The 16,171-nt window shown below is 68.2% G+C and carries 16 protein-coding genes; all 16 read left to right on the top strand.

Annotation, left to right across the window (positions count from 1 at the left end):
* The first annotated feature begins 70 nt into the window (after positions 1-70).
* Positions 71-994, top strand: coding sequence for a branched-chain amino acid ABC transporter permease (locus AABA51_RS11045; RefSeq protein WP_338271900.1), 924 nt, complete (start codon positions 71-73; stop codon positions 992-994).
* The gene (locus tag AABA51_RS11050; protein ID WP_338271901.1) at positions 991-1,974 is read left to right on the top strand and encodes a branched-chain amino acid ABC transporter permease; all 984 of its coding nucleotides are present in this window, start codon (positions 991-993) and stop codon (positions 1,972-1,974) included. The genes AABA51_RS11045 and AABA51_RS11050 overlap by 4 nt, the downstream gene beginning before the upstream one ends.
* The gene (locus AABA51_RS11055) at positions 1,967-2,731 is read left to right on the top strand and encodes an ABC transporter ATP-binding protein (RefSeq protein ID WP_338271903.1); all 765 of its coding nucleotides are present in this window, start codon (positions 1,967-1,969) and stop codon (positions 2,729-2,731) included. Before AABA51_RS11050 ends, AABA51_RS11055 begins: the two co-directional genes overlap by 8 nt.
* A complete protein-coding gene (locus AABA51_RS11060; protein WP_338271904.1) occupies positions 2,728-3,414 on the top strand; it encodes an ABC transporter ATP-binding protein in 687 nt (228 codons plus the stop codon). The genes AABA51_RS11055 and AABA51_RS11060 overlap by 4 nt, the downstream gene beginning before the upstream one ends.
* Before the next feature lie 117 nt (positions 3,415-3,531).
* Positions 3,532-4,311, top strand: a complete 780-nt coding sequence (locus tag AABA51_RS11065; protein ID WP_338271905.1) for a FadR/GntR family transcriptional regulator — start codon at positions 3,532-3,534, stop codon at positions 4,309-4,311.
* The gene (locus AABA51_RS11070) at positions 4,308-5,312 is read left to right on the top strand and encodes an ABC transporter ATP-binding protein (RefSeq protein WP_338271907.1); all 1,005 of its coding nucleotides are present in this window, start codon (positions 4,308-4,310) and stop codon (positions 5,310-5,312) included. Before AABA51_RS11065 ends, AABA51_RS11070 begins: the two co-directional genes overlap by 4 nt.
* The gene (locus AABA51_RS11075; RefSeq protein WP_338271908.1) at positions 5,309-6,388 is read left to right on the top strand and encodes an ABC transporter ATP-binding protein; all 1,080 of its coding nucleotides are present in this window, start codon (positions 5,309-5,311) and stop codon (positions 6,386-6,388) included. Before AABA51_RS11070 ends, AABA51_RS11075 begins: the two co-directional genes overlap by 4 nt.
* 37 nt (positions 6,389-6,425) lie before the next feature.
* Positions 6,426-7,937 (top strand): ABC transporter substrate-binding protein, encoded by a 1,512-nt coding sequence (locus AABA51_RS11080; RefSeq protein ID WP_338271909.1) that lies wholly within the window; start codon positions 6,426-6,428, stop codon positions 7,935-7,937.
* A 70-nt stretch (positions 7,938-8,007) separates the two neighbouring features.
* Entirely contained in the window at positions 8,008-8,952 is a 945-nt protein-coding gene (locus AABA51_RS11085; RefSeq protein WP_338271910.1) for an ABC transporter permease, read from the top strand.
* Positions 8,949-9,827, top strand: a complete 879-nt coding sequence (locus tag AABA51_RS11090; RefSeq protein ID WP_338271911.1) for an ABC transporter permease — start codon at positions 8,949-8,951, stop codon at positions 9,825-9,827. The genes AABA51_RS11085 and AABA51_RS11090 overlap by 4 nt, the downstream gene beginning before the upstream one ends.
* Positions 9,828-9,851: 24 nt before the next feature.
* The gene (locus tag AABA51_RS11095) at positions 9,852-11,642 is read left to right on the top strand and encodes a gamma-glutamyltransferase family protein (protein ID WP_338271912.1); all 1,791 of its coding nucleotides are present in this window, start codon (positions 9,852-9,854) and stop codon (positions 11,640-11,642) included.
* Between the two features lie 12 nt (positions 11,643-11,654).
* Entirely contained in the window at positions 11,655-12,413 is a 759-nt protein-coding gene (locus tag AABA51_RS11100; RefSeq protein ID WP_338271914.1) for a DUF1028 domain-containing protein, read from the top strand.
* Between the two features lie 300 nt (positions 12,414-12,713).
* Entirely contained in the window at positions 12,714-12,998 is a 285-nt protein-coding gene (locus tag AABA51_RS11105; RefSeq protein WP_338271915.1) for a hypothetical protein, read from the top strand.
* Between the two features lie 72 nt (positions 12,999-13,070).
* Entirely contained in the window at positions 13,071-13,985 is a 915-nt protein-coding gene (locus AABA51_RS11110; RefSeq protein WP_338271917.1) for an MFS transporter, read from the top strand.
* A 49-nt stretch (positions 13,986-14,034) separates the two neighbouring features.
* Positions 14,035-15,411 carry an ethanolamine ammonia-lyase subunit EutB gene (locus tag AABA51_RS11115; RefSeq protein ID WP_338271918.1) on the top strand — a complete coding sequence of 459 codons (1,377 nt, stop codon included), beginning with the start codon at positions 14,035-14,037 and terminating at the stop codon, positions 15,409-15,411.
* Positions 15,408-16,154, top strand: coding sequence for an ethanolamine ammonia-lyase subunit EutC (gene eutC, locus AABA51_RS11120; protein WP_338271919.1), 747 nt, complete (start codon positions 15,408-15,410; stop codon positions 16,152-16,154). Before AABA51_RS11115 ends, eutC begins: the two co-directional genes overlap by 4 nt.
* The last annotated feature ends 17 nt before the right edge of the window (positions 16,155-16,171 follow it).

A 16,171-nucleotide genomic window follows, 5' to 3' on the forward strand; every position in this document is an offset into this window, starting at 1 on the left:
TCTTACAGGCTGAAACGGATCGGGGCCGGTCCCGCGCGGGCCGGCCCCTTTGCTTGAACCGGGGTTTCCCATGTCCACGATCCTGATCGTCGAACAGGTGCTGAACGGATTGCAGTTCGGCGTGATGCTGTTCCTGATGGCGGCGGGCCTGACGCTGATCTTCGGCGTGATGGGCCTGATCAATCTTGCGCATGGATCGCTCTACATGGTGGGGGGCTTTGTCGCGGCGGTGGTGGCGGGGGTGACCGGCTCCTTCGTGCTGGCGCTGATCGCGGCGATGGCTGCGGCCGCCATGGCGGGCGCGCTGATCGAGATGACGGTGATCCGCCGCCTCTATCACACCGACCACCTGGACCAGGTGCTGGCGACCTTCGCCCTCATCCTGATCTTTTCCGAGGGCACGCGCTGGGTCTTCGGCTCCTTCCCGCTTTACCTCTCGCGGCCCGAGGCGCTGGCGGGGTCCGTCACCCTGCCCTTTGGGATCGAATACCCGCTCTACCGGCTTGCGCTGATCGGGGCGGGTCTGGCGGTCGCCGTGGGCCTCTGGCTTCTGATCGCCAGGACGCGGATCGGCATCCAGATCCGCGCGGGCGAAAACGACCGGGAGATGATCGCGGCGCTCGGTGTCGATATCCGCACGCTCTACACCTTTGTCTTTGCGCTCGGCGCGGCGCTGGCGGGGCTGGCGGGCGCGCTGGTCGGCGCGATCCAGTCGGTGCAGGTCGGCATGGGCGAGCCCGTCCTGATCCTTGCCTTTGTCGTGATCGTCATCGGCGGGATCGGCTCGATCAAGGGGGCCTTTGTCGGCGCGCTGATCGTGGGGCTGACCGACACCTTGGGCGGCATCTTCCTGCCCGAGCTGTTCAAGCTGGTGATGGAGCCCGCAGCCGCCACGCAGGTCGGGGCCTCGCTATCCTCCATGGCGATCTACCTGTTGATGGCCGCGGTGCTGATCTGGAAGCCCACTGGCCTCTACGGGGCGCGCACCGCATGAGCCGGGAATGGATCGTCAACGCCGCCCTGATCGCGGGGCTGATCGCCGTGCCGCTCTGGGCGCATCTGTCGGGCGAGCCCTTCACCATAACGCTGGCCACCCGCGCCGTCATTTTCGCGCTGGCCGCCGTGGGGCTGAACCTCGCCTTGGGCCTTGGCGGCATGGTCAGCTTTGGCCATGCGGTCTTTTTCGGGCTGGGCGGCTATTCCATGGGCATCCTTGCCCATCACGCGCAGAATTTCCTGCCGCTCTACGACGGCCTGTTCCTGATCGAGGGCACGAAATCCATGCCGGTGATCTGGCTGGTGGCCATCGTGGTATCGGCCTTTGCCGCCCTTCTGATCGGGCTTTTGTCGCTCAGGACCTCGGGCGTCTATTTCATCATGATCACCTTGGCCTTCGCGCAGATGTTCTACTATTTCGCCATCTCCTGGCGCGCCTATGGCGGAGAGGACGGTCTATCGATCTGGGTCAGGAACGGCTTTCCGGGGCTGAACACGCTCGACCCGATCCAGTTCTACGGCCTGTGTTTCGCGCTGTTGTGTGCGGCGCTCTGGCTGTCGGCACGGATCGCGCGGTCGCCCTTCGGCCTTGTGCTGAATGCCGCGCGGCAGGTGCCCGCGCGGGTGGAAACGGTGGGGCTCGACGGGCAGCGCGCGAAACTGGTGGCCTTCGTCATCTCGGGCGCGATCACCGGGTTGGCGGGCGCGCTTTTTGCCGATCTCAACCGCTTCGTCAGCCCCACGATGTTCAGCTGGCACATGTCGGGCGAGATCATGATCTTCATCATCCTGGGCGGTGTCGCGCGGCTTTTCGGGCCTGTTGCGGGGGCGGTTTTGTTCGTGGCGATGGAACATGTGCTGGGCGATCTTTGGGATCATTGGCACATCTTGCTGGGCGGTCTGCTTCTGGGGGTGGTCTTGTTCGGGCGGGGCGGCGTCATCGGGCTTTTGGCGGGAAAGGCCAAGAGCCATGAGTGACCCGGTTCTCGAGGTGCGCGGCCTGACCAAGCGCTTCGGCGCGCTGGTGGTGTCGGATGCCATCGACCTGACGCTCAGGCCCGGCGAAATCCATGCCGTGATCGGCCCGAACGGGGCGGGCAAATCCACGCTCATCGCGCAGATCTGCGGCGGGCTTGCCCCGGATGCAGGGGAGATCCGCCTGAACGGGCGCGATGTCACCGCCCTGCCGACCCGGGCGCGGGCGCGGATGGGGCTTGCGCGCACCTTCCAGATCTCGGCGCTGGCGATGGAGGATACGGTGCTGCAAAACGCGATGCTCGGCGCGCTGGGGGCGGCGGGCAACCCGTGGCGGTTCCTTGCCCCCGTTCTGTCCGACCGGGGCCTGCGCAAGACGGCCGAGGGCGCGCTCGACCGCATGGGCCTGTCGGACAAGGCGGGCCATCGCACCGCCGAACTGTCCCATGGCGAACGCCGCCAGCTGGAGGTCGCGGTGGCGCTCACGCTCACCCCCAGGGCTTTCGTCATGGATGAACCGATGGCGGGACTTGGCGCCGAGGGCGGCGCGCGGATGACCGCGCTTCTCGACAGGCTGAGGCACGAGGCGCCGATCCTTCTGGTGGAACACGACATGGACGCGGTCTTTGCGCTGGCCGACCGGATCAGCGTTCTGGCCGGTGGCCGCGTCATCGCCAGCGGCCCGCCCGATGCGATCCGCGCGGACGCCGCCGTGCGCGAGGCCTATCTGGGGGATGCCGATCCGGGAGATGGGGCATGAGCCTTTTGACGCTGGAACAGGTGACGGCCAGCTACGGGGCGGCGCAGGCGCTCTTCGGTGTCGATCTGTCGCTGGACGAGGGCGAGGTGTTGGCGCTCATGGGGCGCAACGGCATGGGCAAATCCACGACGGTCAAGACGATCTGCCGGATGCTGCCCGCAGGCGGGCGGCTGGTGTTCGACGACCATGACCTGAGCCGCCTGTCGAGCCATCAGGCCGCCAAGCTCGGCATCGGATTGGTGCCCGAAGGGCGGCGCTGTTTCCGCGACCTGACCGTTGCGGAAAACCTTATCGTGGCGGCCCGTCCGGGGCATTGGGACATGGCGCGGATCGGTGCGCTGTTTCCCCGGCTTGCCGAACGGCAGGGCCAGCGCGCCGCGACGCTGTCGGGCGGCGAACAGCAGATGCTGGCCATCGGGCGGGCGCTGATGACCAACCCCCGTCTCCTGATCCTCGACGAGGCGACCGAGGGGCTGGCCCCCCTGATCCGGGCCGAGATCTGGGCGGTGATCGCGCGGCTCAAGGCCGAAACCGGGCTTTCGATCCTCGTCATCGACAAATCGCTCAAGGAATTGCGGCAGGTGGCCGACCGCGCGGCGATCCTTGCGCGGGGACAGGTGGTCTGGACCGGCGCGATGGCCGCGCTCGATCACGACACGTCCTTGCGGCATGTGGGCGTCTGACCCGCCCCGAACCGCGCCGTTTGCACAAAATTTGATCACACAAGCATCCACCGCACACGCGATGCGGGAAGCAGGCGGGAATCGCTTGACCCAGCGTCATGGTGAACCAATCTTAAAATGGTTCGCTCCTATGCGGCTTTGGTTCAACCCGAGGTGGATGATTTGCGCGACGAGCTTCCACGTTCCGATCCGGCAGCCGACAATGCCTCGGTCGCGCGCAAGCGCATCCGCGAGCTGATCCGCACCGGCGCGCTGGAGGCCGAGGGCAAGCTGCCGACCGAACGCGAACTGTGCGCGCGCTTCGGCATCAGCCGCCGCTCGGTGCGCCGCGCGCTTGATGCGCTGGAGGCCGAGGGGCTGGTATGGCGGCGTCAGGGCAAGGGCACCTTTGCGGGCCAACCGCCCGATCCCAACGGGCCTCTTGCGGCCCGGATCGCCCCCGATACCGACCCCTTGAGCGTGATGGAGGCGCGTCTGGCGCTGGAGCCGGAACTGGCCGCGCTGGCCGCCCGCCGCGCCACGGGCGAGGATGTGGCCCGCATGCGCGCGCTTGCCGAACGCGCGGGCCATGCGCGCGACGCCGATGCCGCCGAATTGTGGGACGGATCGCTGCACCGCATGATCGCGCGGATCGCGGGTAACCCGATCCTCAACACGGCCTTTACCCTCATCAACGAGGTCCGGCAGGAACAGCGCTGGCAGCAGGAACGCCAGCAGGCCCGCTCGCCCCAATTGGTGGCCGAATACGCCCGCCAGCATGACAGCATCATCGATGCCATCGACGCCCGCGACGAGGATGCCGCGCGCGCCGCGATGCGCGCCCATCTGTCGGCGCTCAAGGCCAATCTGGAACGCCTGCGCGACCGCGACGGACAAGGGCGGGAGGGCAAGGAATGACCGATGCGCCGCTCCTCGACCTGCAGGGGCTGACCATCGCGCTCAAGGGCGTGGACCAACCGCTCGTCGACGACGTGGGCTTCACGCTCGCGCGCGGCGAAACGCTGTGCATCGTGGGGGAAAGCGGCTGCGGCAAAAGCCTGACATCGCTGGCGCTCATAGGCCTGTTGCAAAGCCCGCCGGTGCGCGTGACCGGCGGCACCGCGCGGCTTGCGGGCGAGGATCTTCTGGCGATGGAGCCTGCGCGCCTGCGCCAGATCCGCGGCGGCAAGATGGCGATGATCTTTCAGGAGCCGATGACATCGCTCAACCCCGGCCTTCGGATCGGAGAACAGATCGCGGAATCGGTGCGCCGCCACAAGGGCCTGTCCCAGCCAGACGCCCGCGCCCGCGCGCTCGAGATGCTGCGCCGCGTCCGCATCCCGGCCCCGGAAAAGCGGCTCGACGAATACCCCCACCAGCTGTCGGGCGGCATGCGCCAGCGCGCGATGATCGCCATGGCGCTTGCCAATGATCCCGAGCTTCTGATCGCCGATGAACCCACCACCGCGCTCGACGTGACGATCCAGGCGCAGATCCTGCGGCTGATGCGCAGCCTGCAACAGGAAACGGGTGCTGCGATGGTCCTCATCACCCATGACCTGGGTGTCGTGGCCGAAATGGCCGACAAGGTCGCGGTCATGTATGGCGGCCGCATCGTCGAGGCAGGCAGCGCCGAGCAGGTCTTCACCGATCCGCAGCATCCCTACACGATCGGGCTCATGTCCTCGATGCCCTCGCTGGGCGCGCGCGAGGGGCGGCTTGTCACGGTACCCGGCACCGTGCCGCAGGCCGCCCAGATGCCGCCCGGCTGCCGCTTTTCCACCCGCTGTCCCTTTGTCACCGGGGCCTGTGCGAGTGTGCCCCCGCTCACGGACATGGGCGCGGGCCATCGCGTCGCCTGTGCCCATGCGCCCCTGACCGCCGAAGCGGCCCCGCCGATGAGGAGCACGGGAACATGACCGCGATCCTGTCCACCCGCGACCTGCGCAAGGATTTCGTGACCGCCAAGCCGCTTTTCCGCGAGGCGACCGTGGTGCGCGCCGTGGCGGGTGTCTCGCTCGACATCGCCGAGGGGGAAACCTTTGCCATCGTCGGCGAAAGCGGCTGCGGGAAATCCACGCTCGCCCGGCTCTTGCTGCGCCTGATCGACCCCACGCAGGGCGAGGTCTGGTACAAGGGCGAGGATCTGGCAAGCCTGCCACCCGCGCGCCTGCGCGCGCTCCGCCGCGAGCTGCAATTCATCTTCCAGGACCCGTTTTCGTCGCTCAATCCGCAGATGTCGGTGGGTGCCCTGATCGAAGAGCCGATGCGCACCCATGGCATCGGCACGGCCCCCGAACGCCGCGCGCGGGTCGCCGACCTGTTGACGCGCGTGGGCCTGCGCCCCGAACATGCCGACCGCTATCCGCATGAATTTTCGGGCGGTCAGCGCCAGCGGATCGGCATCGCGCGGGCGCTCGCCTCGGGTCCCTCCGTCCTGATCGGGGATGAACCGGTCAGCGCGCTCGATGTGTCGATCCAGGCGCAGGTGGTGAACCTGCTCGAGGATCTGAAACAGGATTTCGGCCTGACGCTGATCGTCATCGCCCATGATCTGGCCGTGATCCGGCACATGGCCGACCGGGTGGCGGTGATGTATCTGGGCGAGGTGGTGGAATGCGGTCCTGCCGCCGATCTCTACGCCGCGCCCAAGCATCCCTATACCGAGGCGCTTCTGGCCGCGATCCCGGTCGCAAGCTACGGCGCGCGCCCCGCCCGCACGATGGTCGAGGGCGATCCCCCCAATCCCATCGCGCCGCCACCCGGCTGCCGGTTCCACCCGCGCTGCCCCCATGCGACGGACCTGTGCCGCAGCGAAAGACCCACGCTCACCGATCTGGGCGCGGGGCGCAGCGTCGCCTGTCACCGCGCGGCGGAATTGTCGCTCGACGGGCTGGAGGACATCGCCCAGGCCCGCACACCCCAAGCCCGCGACCGTTTCGCGCTCTACGCGCGGGCGATGGCGGAAAAGACCACCCAAAAAAGCCCGGAATAGGGCGATCTTACCTCTCAACAGATGGAGACTTGAACTGATGGCACTCAAGAAAAACCTCGCGCTCGCGCTGGCCTTCGGGCTGGTGGCCGGCGCCGTGCAGGCGCAGGATCTGCGCATCGGGCTTCAGGATGACGCCGATGTGCTCGACCCCGATCAGGCACGCACCTTTGTCGGGCGGATCGTGTTTTCGTCGCTCTGCGACAAGCTCGTCGACATCACTCCCGATCTGGAGATCATCCCGCAACTGGCCACAGGCTGGGAGTTTTCCGAGGATGGCCTGACGCTCACCATGGCGCTGCGCGACGGCGTGGTCTTCCATGACGGCACGCCCTTCAACGCCGAGGCCGCCGTCTACAACCTCAACCGCAGCCGCAATCTGCCCGAAAGCCGCCGCGCCTCCGAAGTCAGCTCGATCTCGAATGTCGAAGCGGTCGATGACACGACGATCCGCATCACCCTGTCCGCACCCGACGCGACGCTTCTGGCGCAGCTGTCGGACCGCGCGGGCATGATGATCTCGCCCGCCGCCGCCGAGGCCGCGGGCCTCGATTTCGGCCTGAACCCGGTCTGCTCGGGCCCCTACAGCTTCGTCGAGCGCATCCAGCAGGACCGTATCGTCCTGACGCGCTTTGCCGATTACTGGAATGCCGATGCCTATGCCTTCGACACCGTGACCTTCCTGCCGATCCCCGACACGACCGTGCGTCTGGCCAACCTGCGGGCGGGCGATCTGGACATGCTCGAGCGTCTGGCCGCGACCGATCTCGCCTCGGCCTCCTCCGACGCGGCGCTGCAAACCACGCAGGCGACTTCGCTCGGCTACCAGGCGATCACGATCAACGTGGGCAACGGCGAGCGCGCCGACAACCCGCTGGGTCAGGATGCCCGCGTCCGCCAGGCGCTGTCGCTCTCGATCGACCGTTCGGTGATCGCGCAGGTCGTCTTCGAAGGGGCCGTCGCCCCCGGCAACCAGCCCTGGCCGCCGACCTCGCCCTGGTACAACGCCGATTTCCCGATCCAGGAGCGTGACGTGGAGGCCGCCCGCGCCCTTCTGGCCGAAGCGGGCTATCCCGATGGCGTCGACATCAGCGTGCAGGTCGCCAACAACCCCGTGCAGCAGCAGGTGATGCAGGTGGTGCAGGCCATGGCCTCCGAGGCGGGCATCCGTATCTCGCTCGAGGCCAAGGAATTCGCCACCCTCCTGTCGGACCAGTCGGCGGGCGCCTATACCGCCAGCCAGGTGGGTTGGTCGGGCCGCGTCGATCCCGATGGCAACATCCACCAGTTCGTCACCACGGATGGCGGCATCAACGATGCGGGCTATTCCAATGCCGAGGTCGATGGCTTCCTGAACGGGGCGCGCGTGTCCAACGATGTGGCCGACCGCCGCGCGGCCTATAACGGGGCCTCCGCGATCCTGATGCAGGATCTGCCCATCGTCTACCTGTACCACCCGGTCTGGATCTGGGCGATGGAAGCCGGCATCGAAGGCTTCGTGCCCTACCCCGACGGGATGATCCGCCTCGCTGGCGTCACCATGGCCGAATAAGCCCAAGCCGAACCGGCGCGCGGGCGGCACCCTGCCCGCGCGCCCCATCCCTTGCCCCCGGAGACGCCAGATGCTCGCCTTTCTCGGACGACGCCTGTTGATCGCGATCCCGACGATCATCCTGATCTCGGTCTTCGTCTTCACGCTGCAAAAGCTTCTGCCGGGCGATCCGGTGCTGGTTCTGGCGGGCGAGGAACGCGATCCGGCGGTGCTCGAATACCTGCGCGAGCAATACCGGCTGAACGATCCGATCATCGTCCAGTATTTCCACTGGGTCGGAAACGCGCTGCGGGGCGATCTGGGCATCTCCTTGCGCACCCAGCAGCCGGTGCTGGAACTGATCGGCCAGAAACTGCCCGTGACCATCCAGCTTGCGGTCATGGCGCTCATCATCGCCATCGCCATCGGCGTGCCCGCAGGCGTCCTGTCGGCCTACAAGAAGGGCACCTGGATCGACTGGCTTGCCAATATCGTGGCGCTCTCGGGGCTGTCGGTTCCGAATTTCTGGCTGGGGATCATGCTGATCCTGCTCGTTTCCGTGAAACTGGGGTGGCTGCCCGCCTCGGGCTATCAGCCGTTCTCCGACGATCCGCTGGAATCGATCCGCACCATGCTGATGCCCGCTTTCGTGCTGGGCACGGGGCTGGCAGCGACGCTGATGCGCCATACGCGCTCGGCCATGCTGAGCGTGCTGAAATCCGATTACATCCGCACCGCGCGCGCCAAGGGTCTGGCCGAACGCGTCGTGCTGATCAAACACGCGCTCCGCAACGCGCTGGTGCCCATCGTCACCGTGACGACGCTTCTGTTCGGGGAATTGCTGGCGGGCGCGGTGCTGACCGAACAGATCTTCACCATCCCCGGTTTCGGCAAGCTGGTGGTCGATGCCGTCTTCAACCGCGATTATGCCGTGGTGCAGGGGATCGTGCTGTGCACCGGCGTCGCCTTCATCTTCATGAACATCCTTGCCGATGCGGCCTATCGCATCCTCAACCCGCGCATGAGGGACGAATGACGAGCATCGCCACCAATCCCGCCGGGGCCGAGGCCCTGCCGCGCCGCCAAAGCCGCGTCTGGCGCAAGTTCCGCTCGAACAAGGCCGCCGTTCTGGGGGGCATCATCGTGGGCTTCTTCGTCCTGGTGGCGATCCTTGCCCCCTTTCTGCCCGTGCCGGGGCCTGCGGTCACCGATTGGGGCGCGGTCCGGCAGGGGCCGTCGGCCGCCCATCCGTTCGGCACCGACGAGATCGGGCGCGATGTGATGTCCCGGATGATCTGGGGCGCGCGCGCCTCGCTCACCGCGGGCGTCATCTCGGTCGCGATCGCGGTCCTGATCGGCGTGCCCTTGGGCGTCATCTCGGGCTATCTGCGCGGCTGGACCGATGCCGCCATTTCCCGCGTGACCGAGGCGTTGCTCGCCGCGCCCTTCCTGATCCTCGCCATCGCGCTGGCGGCGTTCCTCGGGCCGTCGCTGACGAATGCGATGATCGCCATCGGGCTTTCCGCCGTGCCGATCTTCATCCGGCTTGCGCGCGGCCAGACCATGGCCGTGATGACCGAGGATTACGTCGAAAGCGCGCGCGCCGTGGGCCTGTCGCATCTGGCGCTGATCACGCGCTACATCCTGCCCAACATCTTTCCCCCGATCCTCGTGCAATCGACGCTGACCATCGCCACCGCGATCATCGCCGAGGCCTCGCTGTCCTTTCTCGGTCTCGGCCAGCAGCCGCCCGCCCCTAGCTGGGGCTCGATGCTGAACGTGGCCAAGAATTTCCTCGAACAGGCGCCCTGGATGGCGCTTTACCCCGGTGCAGCGATTTTCCTCGTGGTGCTGGGATTCAACCTGCTTGGCGACGGGTTGCGCGATGCGCTCGACCCGCGTGACCACTGATCACAAAGAGAGACGGACCCGATCATGACTTTCACCACCCGCCCCGAGATCACCGGCACCTTCGGGGTTGCCACCTCGACCCACTGGATCGCCTCCGCCGTGGGGATGAAGATCCTCGAACAGGGCGGCAATGCCTTCGATGCCGCCGCCGCGATGGGCTTTGTCCTCAACGTGGTGGAACCGCATCTGAACGGCCCGCTGGGCGACATGCCCCTGATGATCCGCACCGCAGGGGCCGATGCCCCGCGCATGATCTGCGGTCAGGGCACGACGCCCGCAGGCGCCACCATCGCGCATTACAAATCCGAGGGGCTGACGCTGATCCCCGGTTCGGGGTTGCTCGCGACCGTCATCCCCGGTGCCTTCGGGGCCTTCATGCTGATGCTGCGCGACCACGGCAGCTTGCCCCTGCGCGACATCCTGGAGCCCGCGATCCATTATGCGCGCCACGGCCACCCGATGCTGCCGCGCGTGGCCAATACCATCGCGGGCCTTGCCGATTTCTTCCGCGACGAATGGCCGACCTCCTTTGAGACATGGCTGCCGGGCGGCAACGCGCCTACGGCGGGCGCGCTGTTCTGCAACCCCGATCTGGCCGACACATGGGAACGCCTGGTGACCGAGGCGGAAAAAGCCACCGGCCGCGAGGCGCAGATCGAGGCCGCGCGCCATGCCTTCTACGAAGGCTTCATCGCCGAAGCGATCGACAGCTACCTGCGCGATGCCTGCGTGATGGATGCCGCAGGTGGCCGGCGCAAGGGCGTGCTGACGGGTCAGGACATGGCCACATGGCACGCCAGCTACGAGGATCCGCTGTCGGTCGACTACCACGGCTGGACCGTCTGGAAGGGCGGGATGTGGACCCAAGGTCCGACGCTCCTGCAATCGCTCCGGATGCTCGAAGGCATCGACGTGGGCGCGATGGACCTGCGCGGGGCCGATTTCGTCCATACCGTGACCGAGACGATGAAACTCGCCTTTGCCGACCGCGAGGCCTATTACGGCGACCCCGATCACACCGATCTGCCCGTCGAAACGCTGCTCTCGCGCGACTATGCCGCCCAGCGCCGCGCGCTGATCGGCGACAGAGCCTCGCTCGAGCAGCGCCCCGGCCAGATCGCGGGGCTCGAGGCCTGGGCGCGCGCCGCCGTCGAACGGGCAGGCCGCGACATGGCCGCCGGCCCCGGTGTCGGCGGGGGCGAACCCACCATGGCGCATCTGACCGAACGGCGCGGCGATACCGTCCATCTCGACGTGATCGACCGCTGGGGCAACATGGTCTCGGCCACGCCTTCGGGCGGCTGGCTGCAATCCTCGCCCATCGTGCCGGGCCTGGGGATGCCGCTCAATTCCCGCGCCCAGATGTTCTGGCTGGACGAGGGCCTGCCGACATCGCTGGCACCTGGCCGTCGCCCCCGGACGACGCTCTCGCCCTCGATGGGTCAGGCGCCCGACGGCACGGAACTGGCCTTCGGCACGCCGGGCGGCGACCAGCAGGACCAGTGGCAGCTGATCCTGTTCCTGCGCCTCGTCCACGGGCGGATGAACCTGCAAGAAGCGATCGACGCCCCCCTCTTCCACACCGGGCATTTCCAGTCGTCCTTCTACCCGCGCGGCACGCGCCCCGGCCACCTGATGGCCGAACCCGCCTTTGGCGAGGCCGTGCTTCAGGCGCTCCGCGACAAGGGGCACGAGGTCGAGGTGTCAGAACCCTGGGCCGTGGGTCGCCTGACCGCCGCCTCCCGAGATACGGGCGGCATGCTCAGGGCGGCGGCGACCCCGCGCCTGATGCAGGCCTATGCGATCGGCCGCTGAGGGGGGGAACGGATGACCTATTCCATCGTCGCGCGTGATCCCGAAACCGGCCATCACGGTGTCGCCGTCGCCAGCCGCTTCTTCGCCGTCGGCGCGCTTGTCCCCCATCTTCGGGGCGGCAAATGCGCCGTGGCGACCCAGGCCTTCGTCTCCCCCATCTGGGGGATCGAGGCCGCCGACCGCATGGCGGCGGGCGAGGCCGGGGCCGATGTGCTGGCCGACATGGTCGCGCGCGACGGCGGGCAGCATATCCGCCAGATCCACATGATCGACGCCATGGGAAAGGTGGCCGCCCATACCGGGGCCAATTGCGTCGATTGGTGCGGCCATGTGGCGGCGGAGGGTGTCTCGGTCGCGGGCAACATGCTGGCAGGACCGCAGGTCATCGCAAAAACCCTCGCCGCCTATCAGGCGCATATGCACCTGCCGCTCGCCCAGCGCCTGATGACCGCGATGGAGGCGGGCGAGGCGGCCGGCGGCGACAAGCGCGGCACGCAATCGGCCGCCCTCGTCATCCACCGGACCGAGGATTACCCGTGGCTGTCGCTGCGCGCCGATGACCATCTCGACCCGCTGGGGGAATTGCGCCGCCTCTTTGATGTCGCCCATGAACGCTTCGTCCATGTGGCCGATGCAATGCCCACCCGCACCAATTTCTCGGGCACGACCGACCGCACCGGCATCGACGCCGCCATCGCCGCCGAAGAGGCAAAGCGCCGCGCCGAGGGCCGCGTGAGCCGCTCCTTCGCCACCGATCTCGGGGCAAGCTGAGACCCGCAAGGGGGGCGGCCCCGCGCCTTTGCCCTAAAACGTGCGGCCGATAGGACGCGCCACTGCCGCACTACACCGCCCAGCGCCTCATGGCCGCAATGGAGGCGGGCGGCGACCAGCGCGGCAGGCGATCACCCGGCGCTTCCTCCCGCCAAAACCGGGATTGCCCGTCGCCGCCACCCCGCGCCGGGGCCCGCGTGAGCCGCCCCGTTGCCACCGATCTCGGCACAGACCGGGCCAGGCAAGGGTGGCGGCACAGCGCCTTTGCCTTAGGTCTTGGAGCCGAAAGGACGCGCCGCCATGCCCGCCACCTCCGCCTTTGCCCGCCTGACGGGCTCGGACCCCGACACGATCCCGGAGGACGAAGCCCGCAACGGAATGATCCATGTCGCCGCCCTGACCCTGACCAAGACGGCGGATGCGCTGATCGACCCCAAACTGGTGTTGTCCTGGCTCATGTCCGCCCTCGGCGCGCCGGGGGCCATGATCGGCGCGCTCGTCCCCCTGCGCGAGGCGGGCGCACTCCTGCCGCAACTGGCGCTGGCCCGATATGTCGAAGCCAGTCCCCAACGCAAACGCATCTAGGCCACGGCCGCAGCGCTTCAGGGGCTGGCCGCGCTCGGCATCGCGCTGGCCGCCCTCACCCTCGACGGGGCCATGGCCGGGGCCGCGATCCTTGCCTGTCTCGGGCTGCTCGCCATGGCGCGGGCGGGCGCATCGCTCAGTCAAAAGGACGCGCTCGCGCGCACCATCGCCAAGGGGCGGCGCGGCAGCATCACGGGCATCGCCGGATCGGTCGCGGCCACCAGCGTGCTGGCCGTGGGCGCGCTTCTCGCCACGGGCCTCTTCGAGACGGCGATCACCCCCCTTGCCGGACTGGTCGCTATCGCGGGCGCGGCCTTTCTCTTGGCCGCAGCGATCTTCCTGCGGCTTCGCGAACCGTCCGGCAGCCCCGACGACACGGAACCGGAGGCCGGGCTTTCGGCGCTGATCGACCCGATTCTGAACGATAGCCAGCTGCGCCTGTTCGTGGCCGCGCGGGCGGTGCTTTCGGTCACGGCGCTGGCCCCGCCCTTCATCGTGCTCCTGTCGGCCAGCTCGGCACAGGCATCCCTTGGCGATCTGGGACCGCTCGTCATCGCCTCGACCGCGGCCTCCATCTCGGCCTCCTATGTCTGGGGGCGGCTGTCGGACCGCTCCAGCCGGCAGACCCTGATGGCGGCGGGTGCGCTGGCCGCACTGGTCTTTGCCGCCATAGCCACCCTCGCCCTGACCTTCGGAAGCCTCGGCGGGCCATGGGGATCGGCGGCGGCGATCTTTGCCGCCCAGATCGCCTATGAGGGCGTCCGCGCGGGCCGCAAGCTGCACCTGACCGACATGGCCGAGGATGCATTCCGCGCCCGCTACACGGCGCTCTCGAACACGCTGGTGGGTCTGGCGCTCCTGGCGGGCGGTCTGTTCGGCCTGATCGCCGACAGCTTCGGCCCCGCCCTCGTCGTGCTGCTTTTCGCGGCACTCGCGGCCATCGGGGTGGCCCTGTCCCACGGGCTCGAGGAGGTTCAGGCCGACTGACCCCGCTTGCCCCTTGCCCGCAACGCTTCCCCCATGCTCAGCTTGGCCCATGGGCTATCACATCGACCTCAACGCCACGCGCTACAGCTTTCCCTCGCTCAAGGGGCTGCTCGCCCGCGCCTCCCCCGAGCGCAGCGGCGATGCGCTGGCCGGTCTTGCCGCCGATGGCCCGCTCGAACGGATCGCGGCCCAGCACTGCCTTGCCGATGTGCCCCTGTCCGATTTCCTGACCGATGTGCTGGAGGTGGAGGGCGATGGCGTCACGGCCCTCATCATGGCTGCGCACGACGCACAGGCCTTTGGCCCCGTCGCATCGCTGACCGTGGGCGGTTTCCGCGACTGGCTCCTGGACCCTGCGACCACCGGCGCGACGCTTGCGGCGCTTGCCTCCGGCCTGACCCCCGAAATGGTCGCCGCCACCTCCAAGATCATGCGCGCCCAGGACCTGATCGCGGTGGCCGCCAAGGTGCAGGTCGTCACGCGCTTTCGCTCCACCATCGGCCTGCGCGGCCGCCTCTCGACCCGCAACCAGCCCAACCACCCGACCGACGACAGCCGGGGCATCGCTTTGTCGGCGCTTGACGGGCTTTTGATGGGCGCGGGCGATGCGGTGATCGGGGTGAACCCCGCCACCGACAGCCTGCCCGATTACATCCGCATCTGCGAGGTGCTGGACGCGATCCGCAGCCAATTGGACATCCCCACGCAGACCTGCTGCCTTGGCCATGTCACCACGGCGCTGGCCGCGATGGAGGCAGGCGCGCCCGTTGACCTCGTCTTCCAATCCGTCGCAGGCTCGGACAAGGCCAACGCAGGCTTCGGCGTCACCCTCGCCCTGCTGGATGAAGCCGCCGAGGCCGTGGCCGCGCTCAACCGTGCGCCCCAAGGCGCGAACCTGATGTATTTCGAAACCGGTCAGGGCGCGGCAGTGTCAGCCGATGCCCATCACGGCATGGACCAGCAGACGATGGAGGCGCGCGCCTATGCCGTGGCCCGCCGCTACCGCCCGCTTCTGGTCAACACGGTCGTGGGCTTCATCGGGCCGGAATACCTTGCCGATGGCAAGCAGATCACCCGCGCAGGGCTCGAGGATCATTTCTGCGGCAAGCTTCTGGGCCTGCCGATGGGGGTCGATGTCTGCTACACCAATCACGCCTGGGCCGATCAGGACGATATGGATATCCTCCTGACCGCCCTGGCCAATGCGGGCGTCAATTTCGTCATCACCGTGCCCGGCGGCGACGACATCATGCTCAATTACCAAAGCCTGTCCTTCCATGACGCGGCCTATATCCGCGACACGCTGGGCCGCCCGCCCGCCCCCGAATTCGCCGCATGGATGGCCCGGCACGGGATCGGCACGCCCGATGCCGATCTGCCCTCGCTCGATACAGCCCTCGCGCGGCTGCGCCTGCCCGCCGCATGAGTGCCAAGCCCCCCATCCCCCGCGACGAGATCCGCGCCCTGACCGAGGCGCGGCTGACCTTCGGCCCCCGGGGTCGCTCTGTCGCCACGCCCGAGGCGCTGGCCTTTGCGCTTGACCATGCGCGCGCCCGCGCGGCGGTGGCGGCGGAGCTGGACCTGCCCGCCCTAATCGCGGCGCTGGACCGGCTGGGGATGGCGCATCGCACCGTAACCAGCGCCGCAGGCGACAGGGCCACCTTCATCCGCCGCCCCGACCTGGGCCGCCGCCTGCCAGACAGCGCGGCCGAGGGGCTGACGGATATCGGCCCCTGCGACGTGGCCCTCGTTCTGGGCGACGGTCTGTCGGCCACGGCGGTGGCGCTGAACGGCGTGGCCTTTCTCTCCGCGCTGGCCGATCGTCTGACGGAAATGGGCCTCAGCCTCTCGCCCGTCATCCTTGCCCGGCAGGCGCGGGTGGCGCTCGGCGACGGGATCGCGCGCGCCATGGGGGCGCGAACCGTGGTCATGGCGCTTGGCGAAAGACCGGGGCTATCTGCGGCAGACAGCCTTGGGGCCTATATCACCCACCTGCCCCGCCCTGACACGCAAGACAGCGCGCGCAACTGCATCTCGAACATCCGCGCCGCGGGTCTTCCCGTCGATGACGCCGCCGATCAGGCCGCGCGCCTGATTGCCGCGATGCGCGCCACGGGCCAAAGCGGCGTCACCCTCAGCCGCGCCATGGCCGCAGGCAGCCTGACCTAGAGCATGTCGCGCAAAAG

Origin of the sequence: Roseicyclus marinus, assembly GCF_036322625.1 — a bacterium.
Taxonomy (GTDB): Bacteria; Pseudomonadota; Alphaproteobacteria; order Rhodobacterales; family Rhodobacteraceae; genus Roseicyclus; species Roseicyclus marinus_A.